We start from the raw sequence: 15,114 nt of genomic DNA on the forward strand, positions 1-15,114 counted from the left end.
TGGAAGGGAACGTCTGATGCCGGGACGCACACGGCGTGACGGCGGGGGCCCTGGGGGCGGCGACAACCGCGACCGCCGGGACCGCCGGGACGGAGGCCGTGGCGGGGCGGCCCAGGACAAGACCCCGTACATCGAGCGCCTGGTCACGATCAACCGCGTGGCCAAGGTGGTCAAGGGTGGCCGGCGCTTCAGCTTCACCGCCCTCATGATCGTGGGTGACGGCGACGGCATGGTCGGCGTCGGCTACGGCAAGGCCAAGGAGGTGCCGGCGGCGATCGCCAAGGGCGTGGAGGAGGCGAAGAAGAACTTCTTCCGCGTCCCGCGCATCGGCGGCACGATCGTCCACCGCGTGCAGGGCGAGGCCGCCGCGGGCGTCGTCATGCTCCGCCCGGCGAGCCCAGGTACCGGTGTCATCGCCGGTGGCCCGGTGCGCGCCGTGCTGGAGTGCGCGGGCATCCACGACGTCCTGTCGAAGTCGCTGGGCAGCGACAACGCGATCAACATCGTGCACGCCACGGTGGACGCGCTGAAGCAGATCCAGCGGCCCGAGGAGGTCGCGGCCCGCCGCGGCCTGCCGCTCGAGGACGTCGCCCCCGCCGAGATGCTGCGGGCCCGTGCGGCCGCTGCGCAGGGTGCGAGGTCGTGATGGCCGAAACGACCAACGCGGCGAAGCTCGCGATCACCCAGGTCCGCAGCAGCATCGGCTGCAAGCAGAACCAGCGCGCCACCCTGAAGTCGCTGGGTCTGCGCAAGATCCGCCAGACGGTCGAGCGGGACGACACCCCGCAGATCCGCGGCATGATCCACACCGTCCGTCACCTCGTGACGGTCGAGGAGGTCGGCTCCTGATGACCACCATCAAGATCCACCACCTCCGCCCCGCCCCGGGAGCCAAGACCGAGAAGACCCGGGTCGGGCGCGGCGAAGGCAGCAAGGGCAAGACGGCGGGCCGAGGTACCAAGGGCACCAAGGCACGCAAGACCGTCTCGCCGGCCTTCGAGGGTGGCCAGATGCCGCTGCACATGCGGCTGCCGAAGCTCAAGGGCTTCAAGAACCGGTTCCGCGTCGAGTACCAGGTGGTGAACGTGGGCGACCTCGCCCAGCTGTTCCCCGAGGGCGGCACCATCGGTCCCGACGAGCTTGTCGCGGCCGGCGCGGTGCGGCGCAACCAGCTCGTCAAGGTTCTCGGCAACGGCGACCTGGACGGCGTCGCGCTCACCGTGAGCGCCCACGCCTTCTCCGGCAGCGCCCGCGACAAGATCACGGCCGCGGGCGGCAGCGTCACGGAACTGTAGACAGTTCACGCCTGTTCGGTGCGGACCGGCCCTGATATGGGCCGGTCCGTGCCGTACGGGTGGAGCGGCCGCTGTTAGAGTCGTTCGTGCCCGGGTTCGTCGAAGTCCAGCGGGAGCCCGGCGAAACGTCGCTCTCGATCGCGACGGACGGGCCCGCCGCGGAGCGGGCCACCCAGTACAGGAGGATCACCGAGTGCTAGGCGCTTTTCGGTCGGCACTGACCACGCCGGACCTGCGGAAGAAGATCCTCTTCACGCTGGGGATCATCGCGGTGTACCGGCTCGGGTGCTCGATCCCGTCGCCCGGGGTGTCCTACCCGAACATCCAGGAGTGCCTCGAACAGGTCGAGCAGAGCGACAACGCGAGCATCTACTCGCTGATCAACCTGTTCTCCGGCGGCGCGCTGCTGCAGCTGTCGATCTTCGCGCTCGGCATCATGCCGTACATCACCTCGAGCATCATCATCCAGCTGCTCACGGTGGTCATCCCGCGCTTCGAGCAGCTCAAGAAGGAAGGGCAGTCGGGTCAGAGCAAGCTGACCCAGTACACCCGGTACCTCACGATCGCGCTCGCCATCCTGCAGGCCACCGGCATCGTCGCGCTGGCCGACCGCGGGCAGCTGTTCACCAACTGCTCCCTCCCGGTGATCCCCGAGTCCAACATCTTCACGCTCTCGGTGATCGTGATCGTGATGACGGCCGGCACCGCGGTCATCATGTGGCTGGGTGAGCAGGTCACCGAGCGCGGCATCGGCAACGGCATGTCGCTGCTGATCTTCACCTCGATCGCGGCCCGGATCCCCGGCGAGGGCGCCAACATCCTGCAGAACGGCGGCCTGGTCTTCGCGGGTGTCTGCTTCTTCGGCCTGGCCATCATCGCGAGCGTGGTGTTCGTCGAGCAGGGGCAGCGCCGGATCCCGGTGCAGTACGCCAAGCGGATGGTCGGGCGCCGCATGTACGGCGGCACCTCCACCTACCTGCCGCTGAAGGTCAACCAGGCCGGTGTCATCCCGGTCATCTTCGGCTCCTCGCTGCTGTACCTGCCGGACCTGATCTCTCGGCTAGCCGGCACCACCGGCGGCGGGTTCCAGCAGTTCGTGCAGACCTATCTCGTCGACCAGTCGAGCTGGGTCCACATCACGCTGTACATCGCGCTGATCATCTTCTTCACCTACTTCTACGTCGGCATCACGTTCAACCCCGAGGAACGGGCCGACGAGATGAAGAAGTTCGGCGGCTTCATCCCGGGCATCCGCCCGGGCCGGCCGACCGCGGAGTACCTGCAGTTCGTCCTGTCCCGCATCACGCTGCCCGGCTCCCTGTACCTCGGCATCGTCGCGGTGCTGCCGAACTTCTTCCTCGGCATCACCGGCTCAGGCCAGAACCAGAACTTCCCCTTCGGGGGCACCGCTGTGCTGATCATGGTCGGAGTGGGCCTCGACACCGTCAAGCAGATCGAGAGCCAGCTCATGCAACGCAAGTACGACGGTTTCCTGCGTTAGCGTCGGTCGATCGGTCGGGTTCGGTTCGTTGTCGAGTTCAGGAGGTCGGTGTCGCGTGCGTCTTCTTCTGGTCGGTCCACCAGGCGCGGGCAAGGGCACCCAGGCGGTGCGTCTCGCGGAGCACCTGGACGTGCCACACATCTCCAGCGGTGATCTGTTCCGCGCCAACCTGCGGCCGGGCGCCGAGACGCCGATCGGGCTCGAGGCCAAGCGGTACATCGACGCGGGCGACCTCGTGCCGGACAGCGTCACCATCGCGATGATGCGCGAGCGCCTCGCCGAGGACGACGCGGCGAAGGGCTTCGTGCTCGACGGCTTCCCGCGCAACCTGAGCCAGTCGAACTCGCTCGACCAGTTGCTGGCCGAGCGCGGCGAGGACATCGACACGGTCGTCGAGTTGAAGGTGCCCGAGGACGAGCTGGTGCGCCGGCTGCTCGGCCGGGGGCGCACCGACGACACCGAGGACGTCATCCGTCGCCGCCAGGAGGTCTACCGCGCGGAGACCGCGCCGCTGCTGGATCACTACCGCGACCGGCTGGTGACCATCGACGCCGTGGGCGCCGTCGAGGAGATCACCGACCGGATCTCCGACGCGCTCCGGGATCGATGAGTTCGGGGCGCAGGGGCGTTCGCGGGTTGATCGCGCGCTGGCGGGGGCGGGACATCGAGCTGAAGACCCCCGGTGAGCTGGATGCGATGCGCGCCGCGGGTGCTCTCGTCGCCCGCACGCTGGCCGCGGTCGTCGAGGCGGCGAAGGCCGGGGTGAGCACGGCGGAGCTGGACGCGCTCGCCGAGCAGACCATCCGGGACGGCGGGGCCACCCCGTCGTTCCTCGGGTACCACGGCTACCCCGCATCCATCTGCGCCTCGGTGAACGAGCAGATCGTGCACGGCATCCCGGCGGCCTCCCAGATCCTCGCCGACGGTGACCTGATCTCCGTCGACTGCGGGGCGATCCTCGACGGCTGGCACGGCGACGCTGCGGTGACGATCCCGATCGGCGCGGTCTCGTCCGCCGATCTCGCCCTGTCGGCCGCCTGCGAGGAGGCGCTGCACGCGGGGATCGCCGCCGTGCGCGCCGGCGGCCGGCTCACCGACATCTCGCACGCCGTGCAGGTGGCCGCCGAGGCTGCCGGTGAGCGCGACGGTGTGCGGTACGGGATCGTCGCCGAGTACGGCGGGCACGGCATCGGAACGTCGATGCACATGGACCCGTTCCTGCCCAACTACGGCGACCCCGGTCAAGGGCCGCGGCTGCTACCCGGGATGGCCCTCGCCGTGGAGCCGATGCTCACTGCCGGTGACCCGGAGACCGTCGAGCTGGACGACGGCTGGACCGTGGTCACGGCCGACGGCAGCCGGGCGGTGCACTGGGAGCACAGCGTCGCGATCACCGATGACGGCCCCAGGATCCTCACCCTTCCCTGATCCCCCTGCCGGGCAGGCTTCCGGGTTCAGGCCTCCTGACGACGCCGCGCATTGTGCGGGGAATGCGGTGCGGGCGGGCCGGGGCCTGCCCGTCGTGGCGCGCGGCGCCGCCGGCAGGCCGGTCTCACGGCACGTGATCGTGGGCCTGCGTGCCGGTCGTGCTCCTGGTGTCTGTTCGCCCCCGTGTCGGTCCAGGCACCCGCTCGACGGGGCGCGTGGGCGGAGAACGGGCGCGCGAGCTGCGGAGATCGTTCCGATCAGCGCACCATGGGCTCGGCGGCGACATTGATGGACTCCTCGGGCCGATCCCGGGAGCCCTCTCCCTCCGCGGATAGCCACTTCACACACCTAGTGGCGACTTCACAGAAGGCCGGCCTTGTGTGAAGTCCGTACTGGGTATGTGAAGTCGGCTGTTGGCGGCGCTGCGGGCGGCATGATCGGCTGTTCGGCGCGTTGCCGTGTCGTTTTCGGCCGTTTTCCACGCCGGAGCCTCGATCTTGGCCGTGGGACCGCCTTCGGTGGCGCCGCGCGCCAGGAGGGCAGGCCCCTGGCCTGCCCGCGTAGTGCTGCCCTCAGGGGTCGCAGAGACTCGGAGGTCAAGGGTCGCGAAGCGATCGCGAAGCGACGCCGTAGGCGCCCTTGAGCTCTGAGGGGCGGCCCCGCACGATGCGCGGCGCGACCGAAGGCCCGGTGGGGTTGGGCCTGACGATGCGGGGCGCCACCAAAGGCCAGGCGGGCTGGGCCCGGACGATGCGCCGCCACCGAGGACACATGCGTTGGTCCGCCGGAGCCGGTGGCGGCGATCTTCCGAGTAGCACAGACACAGGGGGCGAAGTGCGCGTTCGGGCCGCGCACGTCACACTCGTCCCCTGATCGGGCGTGCCGTGGGCTAGGCTCCGGTCTTGTGAATACAGAATCCACAGTACCGCGACGGACCACCGTCGGGGTGCCGCGCGAGACTGCCGCCGGGGAGCGCCGGGTCGCCCTGGTGCCGAAGGTCGTCGAGAAGCTTCGAACGCGGGGTGTGGACGTCGTGGTCGAGGCCGGGGCCGGGCTCGGCGCGCTGATCCCCGACGAGCTGTTCACGCAGGCGGGGGCCACGATCGGGGACCCGTGGCCGTGTGACGTCGTGGCCAAGGTGAACCCGCCCACCCCCGAGGAGATCGGCAAGCTGGCCGGTGGCAGCACGCTGATCGGGTTCCTCGCGCCGCTCACGTCGCCGGACACCGTCGACGCGCTGGCCAAGGCAGGCGTCCAGGGCTTCGCGATGGAGGCGGTCCCGCGCATCTCTCGGGCCCAGTCGATGGACGCGTTGTCGTCGCAGGCGAACGTCGCCGGCTACAAGGCCGTGCTGCTCGCCGCGGAGCACAGCACGCGCTTCTTCCCGATGCTCACCACGGCCGCCGGCACGGTGAAGCCCGCTACCGCGCTCGTGCTCGGCGTGGGTGTCGCGGGTCTGCAGGCGCTGGCCACCGCGAAGCGGCTCGGCGCCCGCACCACCGGCTACGACGTGCGACCCGAGGTGGCCGACCAGGTGCGCTCGCTCGGCGCCCAGTGGCTCGACCTCGGGATCGAGGCTGCGGGGGAGGGCGGCTACGCCCGCGAGCTCACAGCCGATGAGCGGTCGGAGCAGCAGAAGCGCCTCGAGGAGGCGATCACGGGCTTCGACGTCGTCATCACCACGGCGAACGTGCCCGGCCGCACGGCGCCCACCCTGGTCACCGCCGCGGCCGTGAAGGGCATGCGGCCGGGCAGCGTGGTCGTCGACCTGGCGGGGGAGAGCGGCGGCAACTGCGAGCTCACCGAGCCCGGCAAGGTGGTCGTCAAGCACGACGTCACGATCGCGGCCCCGCTGAACCTGCCGGCCACGATGCCCGAGCACGCGTCGGAGCTGTACGCGCGCAACGTCTCGGCGCTGCTCGAACTGATGCTCGACGAGTCCGGCGCCGTCGCGCCGAACTGGGACGACGAGGTGCTCGCGAAGTCCTGCGTCACCCGCGGGAGGGACTGATGGAAACCGGACTGCTGGCGAACCTCGCGATCCTGGTGCTGGCCGGCTTCGTCGGCTTCGCGGTGATCTCGAAGGTGCCCAACACGCTGCACACGCCGCTGATGTCGGGCACCAACGCGATCCACGGCATCGTGCTGCTCGGCGGCCTGATCGTGCTCGGCCACCTGGAGAACCCGTCGGTCGTGGACGCGATCCTCCTGGTCGTCGCCATCGCGTTCGGCATGATCAACGTGATCGGTGGCTTCCTCGTGACCGACCGGATGCTCGGCATGTTCAAGGCCAAGCCGCAGGCCCCGGCCGCGGAGAAGATCGCGTCGAACGGGAAGGGCGACTCCTGATGGACGCTCTCGTCGCGATCCTCTACATCATCGCGTTCTCGCTCTTCATCTACGGCCTGATGGGCCTCACCGGCCCGAAGACGGCGGTGCGCGGCAACTGGATCGCCGCCGCCGGCATGGCGCTCGCGGTGGTGGCCACGCTGCTGCAGGTGGAGCACAACTGGCTGCTGATCGTGGTCGGCCTCGTGGTCGGCACGGCACTGGGCGTGCCGTCCGCCCGGCAGGTGAAGATGACCGCGATGCCGCAGATGGTGGCGCTGTTCAACGGCGTCGGCGGCGGGGCGGTGGCGCTCATCGCGTGGTCGGAGTTCCGCACCACGGACGGCTTCCTCGCCGAGCCCGGTCACGTGATCGTGGCGTCGATGTTCGCAGCGATCGTCGGGTCGATCTCGTTCTGGGGCTCGCTGATCGCCTTCGGCAAGCTGCAGGAGATCCTCCCGGGGCGCCCCATCGGGCTGGGCAAGGCGCAGCAGTTCGTCAACGGCCTCCTGCTGCTCGGCGCGGTCGTCTGCGCAGTCGTGGCCGGTATGGGCGGGGCACCGCAGATCTGGATCGTCGGCCTGCTGGTGCTGGCTGCGGTGCTCGGCGTGCTGGTGGTGCTGCCGATCGGCGGCGCCGACATGCCGGTGGTGATCTCGCTGCTCAACGCCCTCACCGGGCTCTCGGCCGCTGCCGCCGGCCTCGCGCTGGACAACACCGCCATGATCGTCGCCGGCATGATCGTCGGGGCGTCCGGCTCGATCCTGACCAACCTGATGGCCACGGCGATGAACCGTTCCATCCCGGCGATCGTCGCGGGCGGGTTCGGTGGCACCACCACGCTGCCCGGGGCGGACGACGGTGTGGAGCGCACCGTGAAGTCGACGTCCGCAGCCGACGCTGCGATCCAGATGGCGTACGCGGCGCAGGTGATCGTCGTGCCCGGGTACGGCATGGCCGTGGCACAGGCGCAGCACGCCGTGAAGGAGATGGCCGACCTGCTGGAGGCCAAGGGCGTGGAGGTCAAGTACGCCATCCACCCCGTGGCCGGCCGGATGCCGGGGCACATGAACGTGCTGCTCGCCGAGGCCGACGTCTCCTACGACGCGCTCAAGGAGATGGACGAGATCAACGGCGAGTTCACCCGCACCGACGTCACGCTGGTGATCGGGGCGAACGACGTCACCAACCCCGCCGCCCGCACCGACCCGAGCTCACCCATCCACGGGATGCCGATCCTCAACGTCGACGAGTCGAAATCGGTGATCGTGCTCAAGCGCTCGATGAGCAGCGGCTTCGCCGGCATCGACAACCCCCTGTTCTACGCCGAGAACACCTCCATGCTCTTCGGCGACGCGAAGAAGAGCGTCTCCGAGGTGACCGAGGAGCTCAAGGCGCTCTGACGGGCTCGTGAGTGGTGACGAGTGCGGGAGCACCCGTCACCACTCACGCGTCAGAGGCCGGCCCGCTCGAGGGCGTCGTCGTACAGCTCGCTCGCTTCCTTCTCGCTGCGCCCGGCCTCGAGCGCGCCCCGGTAGACGGCGATCAACTCGTTCTGCACGCGCTCGTAGCGCGCCGTCCAGCGCTCGGCCTCGACGCGCCAGTAGCCGATGGCGTCGAGCCGGTCCCGGCTCCAGCCGTGGTCGGTGCGCAGGAACTTGCGGACCTGCCGGGCTTCACCCGCCTCGCCGGCGAACCAGGCGTACCCGGTGCCCGGGGGCAGGGGATGGGCGCGGACCCGATCGGACAGCACGCTCGGGGCGACCCCGTTGCCGGTGCCGGTGCTGCAGTCCACGGTGACGCCCGGTGCTTCCGGCAGCATGGCGAGCTCCTGCTCGTCGATCACCTCGACGATGGCGTGCGCCGGTACGGCCGGGTCCCGCTCCTCGAGGATCCGGGCCAGTGCCGGGAGGCCGGCGAGGTCGGCGACGAGCAGTAGCCACTCGGTGTCCGGTGCCGGCCGGTACCAGCTGCGCGGCCGGCTGATCTCCACCTCGTCACCGGGGGTGGCCCGCTTGGCCCACTGGGCCGCCGCGCCGCCGTCGTGCACGACGAAGTCGATGGTCATCTCGGCACGGGCGGTGTCGAAGGCGCGGACGCTGTAGTTCCGGCCGATCGGCTCGGCCGATGGGCCCGCGCCCCGGAACCAGAGAGCGACCGCCTCGTCCGGCACGCCGGCCGGGACGTACGAGGCGAGGTCACCGCCGCCGAGGACGATCCGGATCATGTTGGGGCACAGCGTGCGCACCGCCTGCACGCGAGCGGTGAGCAGGTCCGGGGCGCCCATCACGCCGCCGGACCGAGCTCGGCCGACGTCTGCCTGTGGGTGGAGCGACTGATCACGAAGTGAGGTTAGCCTCACCACAGGGCGCTCGGCCAGGTGCGGGCGCCCATATCGCAGCAGAGCCACCTTCCTGCAGCGTGACTGCGGGAAAGTGGCTCTGCTGCAACGGTGGCGCTGCTACGAGGGGCTCAGCAGCAGCGGCTGCCCGGCTTGGGCTCCTGCCCGTCGATCCGACGGCGCTCGAACTCCCGCCGGGAGAGCGGCGGAGTGCCGGCGTGCTCGCGGGCGTGCCGCTCCACGTAGCGGTCGTACTGCGTCTCGCCGGTGAGCTCGCGCAGGTACCAGCGCACGCCCCGCCACGCCCTCGCGAGGGTGGTCACGACCGTTCCCCGGCCGCCGCGAGCGCCCGCTTCTCCTCCGCCGTGGCGATGAGTCCCGAGGGCGCCACGATGTTCGACGGCGTCGCGGGCACCTCCGTGCTCGGCAGCGGCTCGGACGAGGTGAGCGCCCGGTACCAGACGAACATCGCGTTCACGATCACGATGACGATCAGGACGGCGAAGAGGATCGACAGGACGCCGTCGACCGTGGAGTTCAGCACGACGGTGTGCATGTCGTCGATGTCCTTCGCGGGGGCCAGCACCTGGCCCTGCTCCAGTGCCGCGGCGTAGCGGTCGCGCTGGGCGAAGAAGCCCAGCGACGGCACGGGTGAGAAGATCTTCTGCCAGCTCGCCGTGAGCGTGACGGCCGCGTCCCACGCGAGCGGGATGAGCGTGACCCATGCGTACTTCGCACGACCCGTCTTGATCAGGATCGTGGTCGCCACCGTCAGCGCCACCGCCGCCAGCAGCTGGTTGGCGATGCCGAACAGCGGGAAGAGCTGGTTGATGCCGCCCAGCGGGTCGGTGACACCCGCGTACAGGAAGTAGCCCCACGCCAGCACGACGACCGCGCTGGTGATCCACAGACCGGGCTTCCAGTTCACGTTCGAGAACGGCTTGTAGACGTTGCCGAGGGTGTCCTGCAGCATGTAGCGCCCGACGCGGGTGCCCGCGTCCACCGTGGTGAGGATGAACAGCGCCTCGAACATGATCGCGAAGTGGTACCAGAACGCCTTGAGGGCGTCGCCGCCGAAGGCTCCGGAGAAGATCTCCGACATGCCCACGGCGAGGGTGGGCGCACCGCCGGTACGGGCGACGAGGGTGCTTTCCTGCACCGCGGCAGCGGCGCCGGCGAGCGCCTCCGGCGTGATCGTGAAGCCGAGCCTGTTCACGGCCTCCGACGCGGACTCGACCGTGGTGCCGAGCACTCCGGCGGGCGCGTTCATCGCGAAGTAGAGCCCTGGGTCCAGGATGCAGGCCGCGATCAGCGCCATGATCGCGACGAAGGACTCCATGAGCATCGCGCCGTAGCCGATGAGCCGGACCTGCGACTCCTTCTGGATCAGCTTCGGTGTGGTGCCCGACGAGACCAGCGAGTGGAAGCCGGAGAGCGCGCCGCACGCGATCGTGATGAACACGAACGGGAACAGCGACCCGGCGAACACCGGGCCGGTGCCGGAGAAGGCGAAGTCCGTGAACGCCGCGGTCTGCAGCGTCGGCGCGGTGAAGATCACGCCGAGCGCGAGCAGCACGATCGTGCCGATCTTCATGAAGGTCGACAGGTAGTCGCGCGGGGCGAGCAGCATCCAGACCGGCAGCACCGAGGCGGCGAAGCCGTAGATGATCAGGCAGATCACCAGCGTGCGCGGGTCGAGCGTGAAGGCATCGGCCCAGCTCGAGTTCTGCACCCAGCCGCCCGCGACGATCGCGAGCAGCAGCAGCGCCACGCCGATGAGGCTCGTCTCCACGACGCGGCCGGGCCGGATGTTGCGCATGTAGAAGCCCATGAACAGGGCGATCGGGATCGTCATCGCGATGGAGAAGGTGCCCCACGGGGAGTGCGCGAGTGCGTTCACGACGACGAGGGCCAGCACCGCCAGCAGGATGATCATGATGGCGAACACGGCGATGAGGGCCGCGACGCCGCCGACGACGCCGATCTCGTCGCGCGCCATCTGGCCGAGGCTGCGGCCGTCGCGGCGCATCGAGAAGAACAGCACGACCATGTCCTGCACCGCGCCGGCGAAGATGACGCCCACGATGATCCAGATCGTGCCGGGCAGGTACCCCATCTGGGCGGCCAGCACCGGGCCGACGAGTGGGCCTGCGCCCGCGATCGCCGCGAAGTGGTGGCCGAACAGCACCCGCCGGTCCATCGGCTGGAAGTCGGTGCCGTTGTCCAGGCGTTCGCCGGGGGTGGCGCGGTTGTCGTCGGCCTTCAGGACCCGTTTGACGATGAACCGCGCGTAGAAGCGGTAGGCGATCGCGTACGAGCCGAGCGCGGCGGCCACCAGCCAGATCGCGGAGACGTTCTCCCCGCGGGATGTGGCCAGCACGCCCCACGCCACCGCGCCGACGATGGCGACGGCCGTCCAGATCAGCACCGAACGCGGGTTCATCCGCTGCCGTGCCTCGGTGAGCGTCATGCCCTGCCTCCCGGGAAGTGCCGGGATCCCAGCCTCTGCAACATCACATCTCCTCGCCCCTCCACGGCGCCGTCGCCGTGGTCCGAGCAGTAGTTGCCGACATCCTGCCCCCGGTTGACATGCATCGCAGACTTTCCGGTTGCAGGGGGCATGGACACGGGCGGGACCGCCTGATGAGGTGTGGGGGCCATGGACGAGCCGCTGGCCACCCTCGCGTTCATCGCCGTGCTCGGCGTGACGTCGATGCTGGCGTTCTCCGCCCGCTGGTTCCACCGCCGCGACGTACTGCCCCACCTCGAGGGGTGGGCGCTGGGTGACCGGCGGTTCGGGACCGGGGTCACCTGGTTCCTGCTGGGCGGCTCGATCTTCACCGCCTACACGTTCGCCGCCGTGCCCGGCCTCGCCTACGGCACGGGCGCGCTGGGCTTCTTCCCGCTGGCCTACACGGTGATCCTCTGCCCGGTGCTGTTCGTGCTGCTCCCGAAGCTGTGGACGGCGGCGAGGGAGACCGGCGCGGTGACCGTGGCCGACTACGTGCGTGCCCGCTACGACTCGCCCGCGCTCATGCTCGTGGTCGCGCTCACCGGGGTGCTTGCGACGATGCCCTACATCGCGCTGCAGCTGCTCGGCGTGCGCGCGGTGCTCGCCGCCGGCGGGCTGTACCCGGAGGGCCTGGCGGGTGACCTCGTCCTCACCGCCGTCTTCGCGGTGCTCGCGGGCGCGACGTTCCGCAGCGGGCTTCGGGTGCCGGCCGTGATCTCGCTGGTCAAGGGCGTGCTCGTGTTCGGGGCCGCGGTCGGGGTCCTGACCGTGGCGCTCGAGCGCCTCGGCGGGTTCGCCGCGATGTTCGACAGCGCCGACCGCGAGCTGCGGACCGACGGCACCGGCGGCGGCCTGCTGCTCGATCCGGCGTTGCACCCGGCGTTCGCCACCCTCGCGCTGGGCTCAGCGCTCGCCCTCCCGATGTACCCGCACGTGCTCACCGCGGCCTTCGCCGCCGACAGCCCCGACGCGCTGCGCCGCAGCACCGTCGCCATGCCCGCGTGGACGTTCGTGCTCGGCCTCTTCGGGCTGCTCGGCGTGGCGGCACTGGCCGCTGGTGTCGTGGCGCCGGTGGGCAACGCCGAGGTCGCCGTCCCGCTGCTGGTGCGGGAGCTCCTGCCCGAGCTGGCCAGCGGCGCGGTGTTCGGGGCGCTCGCCGTCGGCGCCCTGGTGCCGGCCGCGGTGATGTCGGTTGCGGTGGCGGCCCTGTTCACCCGCAACGTCTACGCCGAGTTCTTCCTGCCGCACGCCACGCCCAAGCAGGAGGTGCGGGTGGCGCGGTGGGTGTCGCTGCTGGCGAAGGTGGCGGCGCTCGCGTTCGTGTTCGGGCTGCGCGAGCAGGACGCCATCAACCTCCAGTTGCTCGGCGGCATCTGGATCCTGCAGACGTTCCCGGCCGTCGTGCTGGGCCTGTTCACCGGCTGGTGGCACCGCTCCGCGCTGCTCGTCGGCTGGGCGGCGGGGATGCTCGTCGGCACCGTGCTCGCGGTGGCGGGCGGCTTCACCTCGGTGGTGGCGATCGGGCCCGTCCTGCTCTACGTCGCCGTCGTCGCGCTGGCGGTGAACCTCGCCGTTGCCGCGGTGTTCACGCCCGTGTTCGCCGGGCGCGCGGAGGTGGCGGGGTGAAGGAGACCGGCACGGTCGTGCGCGGCGCCGCCGCACGCACCGAGCCCGATGCCGACCGGGAGGCCGCCGTCGCCGAGCTCTTCGAGGTCCACCACCTGCCACTCGTGCGGCTGGCGGTGCTGCTGGGTGCCGACGACGCCGAGGACGTCGTCGCGGAGGCCTTCTACCAGCTCTACCGCAGGTGGCCGCGGCTGCGCAGTCCGGAGGCGGCCGCCACCTATCTGCGCTCGGTGGTGGTGAACCTGACGCGGATGCGCATCCGGCACCTGCAGGTCGTGCGCAAGCACGCGGCACGGACGGGTGACGAACGGGCGCACGCGGCCTCCGGCGAGGAGCGCGCCGTGCTCCGGGACGATCAGAAGGCGCTGGTGGACGCGGTGCGCGCGTTGCCGGCCAGGCAGCGGGAGGCCTTGGTGTTACGGTTTTGGCTCGACCTGCGCGAAAGCGAGATCGCAGACGCGATGGGGATCACGGCGGGATCGGTCAAGGTGCACGTCTCCCGTGGGATGGCCGCGCTGTCGCGAGTGCTCGAGGAGCGCAGATGACCACACCGGGCACCGACGAGCGGCTGCGCGAGGCGTTCGACGCCCTCGCGGCAGGCGTCAGCACCGACCCGGACGCGTACCGGCGGGTGAGCGCCGGGTGGCGGCGGCGTTACCGGCGCAGGCGGCTGGTGCTCGCGATCCTCGCCGCGGTGGTGTTCGCCGCGGCCGACGCCGTGGGGCTGTGGGCGCTCAGCCAGGCCGACCCGAACACGCACGTGATCTTCTCCGACCCGGTGCACCGGCCGGTGGCGCCGGAGCAGGTGGACCGGATCGGGCAACCCTGAGAACGTGTTCGAGAAGCGCGGAGCGGGCCGCCCAGGGCGGCCGGGACCTGCTGGATCACAGGGCGTCTGCGCCCACATGCGGGCTTCTCGAACACATTCTGAGCTGCCCGGCGTCGTCAGGCGATCTGCCAGGTGACGCCGTGGGGGGCCAGGGCGTCGAGGAAATCGGCCGCGTCGAACGCCTGGGCCGGCGTGAGCGCCCCGGCCGGGGCGCCGCCCGCGACGAGCCGGCGCGCGCCTTCCACGGCGATCACCGCGGTGAGGCCGTAGGCGTCCGGCCCGGTCGCCCAGCCCCTGGCCCGCCGCCCTGCGTCGTCGACGGCTTCGACCAGCATCAGCCAGCGGTTCGTGCTCCGCGCCTCCTGGTCCAGCACCTCGGGAACCGAGTCGACCACGTCCGGGGTGAGCGAGGCGAACAGCTCGGCCACCTCGGTCCGGATGCCGCTGCGCACCCGCCCCGCCGGGACGTGCCGGGGCACGGTCACGATGCCGGGCAGGGCGAACGGCGTCAGAGAGACCTGCTCGGCCTCGCCGGGCACGGCGATCCACGAGCCGCCGCCCGTCGCCGGTCGCCACGTCCCGCCGACGTACTCGAGCGGGCCCGCGTCGAAGACGGCGCTCATCGAGCGGGCCGTTCCGCGCGAGGCCGCCCCGGGCCGTCGCGCGTCGACGACGAGCAGGTCGGCGACGGTCGTGAGCTCGCGTGCGGTCAGGTGGGCGATCAGGTCGCCGGGGCCGCCGTCGTCGGCCATGGCCGGGACGACCGTCACCCCGGCCCGTTCCGCATCGGGGCCTGCGGTGTCGAGGACGTGCCGGATGTAGACCTGCTCGCCCGCGGTGTCGAGGTAGTGGCACCCGGCGGCGATCGCCGCGCGCACCACCGGCTCGCCCCAGAGCGCGAACGGCCCCGCGGCGTTGAGCACCGCGTCGCAGCCGTCGAACGCCGCGGCAAGCGCGCGCGGATCGTCGAGCCCTGCGACCCGGACCTCGGCTCCAGCCACCCCCGCGTCGGCGGCCGCCTTGCGCAGCCGTTCCGCGTCGCGGCCGACGAGCACGGGGGAGAGGCCCCGGCGGCCCAGCTCGGCCGCGGCGAGCCCTCCGGTGAACCCGCTCGCACCGTAGACGGCGATCTTCATGTCCTGTCCCTCCGTCGATCAGGGGACCGACGCTAGGGAACAGCAGGCCGGGGGCCCATGTCCGAGGCTCTGGCGGCCATGCCCGATCGTCTCGGCCCTGCCTTCCGCGGCCCTCGGC

The 15,114-nt window shown here is 70.9% G+C and carries 16 protein-coding genes; 12 read left to right on the forward strand and 4 right to left on the reverse strand.

Going from position 1 to position 15,114, the window contains the following annotated elements:
- The first annotated feature begins 16 nt into the window (after positions 1-16).
- From rpsE to FHX44_RS21095, 9 genes are all read left to right on the forward strand, one after another.
- Positions 17-646, forward strand: a complete 630-nt coding sequence (gene rpsE, locus FHX44_RS21055; protein WP_147257367.1) for a 30S ribosomal protein S5 — start codon at positions 17-19, stop codon at positions 644-646.
- Positions 646-849: a 50S ribosomal protein L30 gene (rpmD, locus tag FHX44_RS21060; RefSeq protein WP_147257368.1), complete on the forward strand. Its 204-nt coding sequence runs from the start codon at positions 646-648 to the stop codon at positions 847-849. Before rpsE ends, rpmD begins: the two co-directional genes overlap by 1 nt.
- Positions 849-1,295 (forward strand): 50S ribosomal protein L15, encoded by a 447-nt coding sequence (gene rplO / locus FHX44_RS21065; RefSeq protein WP_147257369.1) that lies wholly within the window; start codon positions 849-851, stop codon positions 1,293-1,295. Before rpmD ends, rplO begins: the two co-directional genes overlap by 1 nt.
- 193 nt (positions 1,296-1,488) lie before the next feature.
- Complete coding sequence (gene secY, locus FHX44_RS21070) at positions 1,489-2,796, forward strand: preprotein translocase subunit SecY (protein ID WP_147257370.1); 1,308 nt, start codon at positions 1,489-1,491, stop codon at positions 2,794-2,796.
- Positions 2,797-2,851: 55 nt separating this feature from the next.
- Positions 2,852-3,406 (forward strand): adenylate kinase, encoded by a 555-nt coding sequence (locus FHX44_RS21075; RefSeq protein WP_147257371.1) that lies wholly within the window; start codon positions 2,852-2,854, stop codon positions 3,404-3,406.
- Positions 3,403-4,224 (forward strand): type I methionyl aminopeptidase, encoded by an 822-nt coding sequence (map, locus tag FHX44_RS21080; RefSeq protein WP_147257372.1) that lies wholly within the window; start codon positions 3,403-3,405, stop codon positions 4,222-4,224. Before FHX44_RS21075 ends, map begins: the two co-directional genes overlap by 4 nt.
- 946 nt (positions 4,225-5,170) lie before the next feature.
- A complete protein-coding gene (locus FHX44_RS21085) occupies positions 5,171-6,235 on the forward strand; it encodes a Re/Si-specific NAD(P)(+) transhydrogenase subunit alpha (protein ID WP_246170498.1) in 1,065 nt (354 codons plus the stop codon).
- Positions 6,235-6,573, forward strand: a complete 339-nt coding sequence (locus FHX44_RS21090; protein WP_142106608.1) for an NAD(P) transhydrogenase subunit alpha part 2 — start codon at positions 6,235-6,237, stop codon at positions 6,571-6,573. Before FHX44_RS21085 ends, FHX44_RS21090 begins: the two co-directional genes overlap by 1 nt.
- Positions 6,573-7,955 carry an NAD(P)(+) transhydrogenase (Re/Si-specific) subunit beta gene (locus tag FHX44_RS21095; protein WP_147257374.1) on the forward strand — a complete coding sequence of 461 codons (1,383 nt, stop codon included), beginning with the start codon at positions 6,573-6,575 and terminating at the stop codon, positions 7,953-7,955. The genes FHX44_RS21090 and FHX44_RS21095 overlap by 1 nt, the downstream gene beginning before the upstream one ends.
- Positions 7,956-8,005: 50 nt before the next feature.
- Here the strand turns inward: FHX44_RS21095 and FHX44_RS21100 are convergent, their stop codons facing one another.
- The 3 genes from FHX44_RS21100 to FHX44_RS21110 all read right to left on the reverse strand — a co-directional run bounded on the left by FHX44_RS21100 (position 8,006) and on the right by FHX44_RS21110 (position 11,363).
- A complete protein-coding gene (locus FHX44_RS21100) occupies positions 8,006-8,839 on the reverse strand; it encodes a siderophore-interacting protein (protein WP_147257375.1) in 834 nt (277 codons plus the stop codon).
- A 185-nt stretch (positions 8,840-9,024) separates the two neighbouring features.
- Positions 9,025-9,216 carry a YbdD/YjiX family protein gene (locus tag FHX44_RS21105; RefSeq protein ID WP_147257376.1) on the reverse strand — a complete coding sequence of 64 codons (192 nt, stop codon included), beginning with the start codon at positions 9,214-9,216 and terminating at the stop codon, positions 9,025-9,027.
- Positions 9,213-11,363, reverse strand: a complete 2,151-nt coding sequence (locus FHX44_RS21110) for a carbon starvation CstA family protein (RefSeq protein ID WP_281287902.1) — start codon at positions 11,361-11,363, stop codon at positions 9,213-9,215. Before FHX44_RS21110 ends, FHX44_RS21105 begins: the two co-directional genes overlap by 4 nt.
- Before the next feature lie 189 nt (positions 11,364-11,552).
- Between FHX44_RS21110 and FHX44_RS21115 the strand changes: the two genes are divergently transcribed.
- The 3 genes from FHX44_RS21115 to FHX44_RS21125 are packed head-to-tail and all read left to right on the forward strand — an operon-like array spanning position 11,553 to position 13,860.
- Positions 11,553-13,031, forward strand: a complete 1,479-nt coding sequence (locus FHX44_RS21115; RefSeq protein ID WP_147257377.1) for a sodium:solute symporter family protein — start codon at positions 11,553-11,555, stop codon at positions 13,029-13,031.
- Positions 13,028-13,576: an RNA polymerase sigma factor gene (locus tag FHX44_RS21120; protein WP_147257378.1), complete on the forward strand. Its 549-nt coding sequence runs from the start codon at positions 13,028-13,030 to the stop codon at positions 13,574-13,576. Before FHX44_RS21115 ends, FHX44_RS21120 begins: the two co-directional genes overlap by 4 nt.
- Positions 13,573-13,860, forward strand: a complete 288-nt coding sequence (locus FHX44_RS21125; RefSeq protein ID WP_147257379.1) for a hypothetical protein — start codon at positions 13,573-13,575, stop codon at positions 13,858-13,860. Before FHX44_RS21120 ends, FHX44_RS21125 begins: the two co-directional genes overlap by 4 nt.
- Positions 13,861-13,976: 116 nt before the next feature.
- On the opposite strand, the gene FHX44_RS21130 is transcribed toward FHX44_RS21125, so the two are convergent.
- Entirely contained in the window at positions 13,977-14,996 is a 1,020-nt protein-coding gene (locus FHX44_RS21130; protein ID WP_147257380.1) for a saccharopine dehydrogenase family protein, read from the reverse strand.
- Positions 14,997-15,114: the final 118 nt, after the last annotated feature.

The organism is Pseudonocardia hierapolitana, assembly GCF_007994075.1.
Classification (GTDB): Bacteria; Actinomycetota; Actinomycetes; order Mycobacteriales; family Pseudonocardiaceae; genus Pseudonocardia; species Pseudonocardia hierapolitana.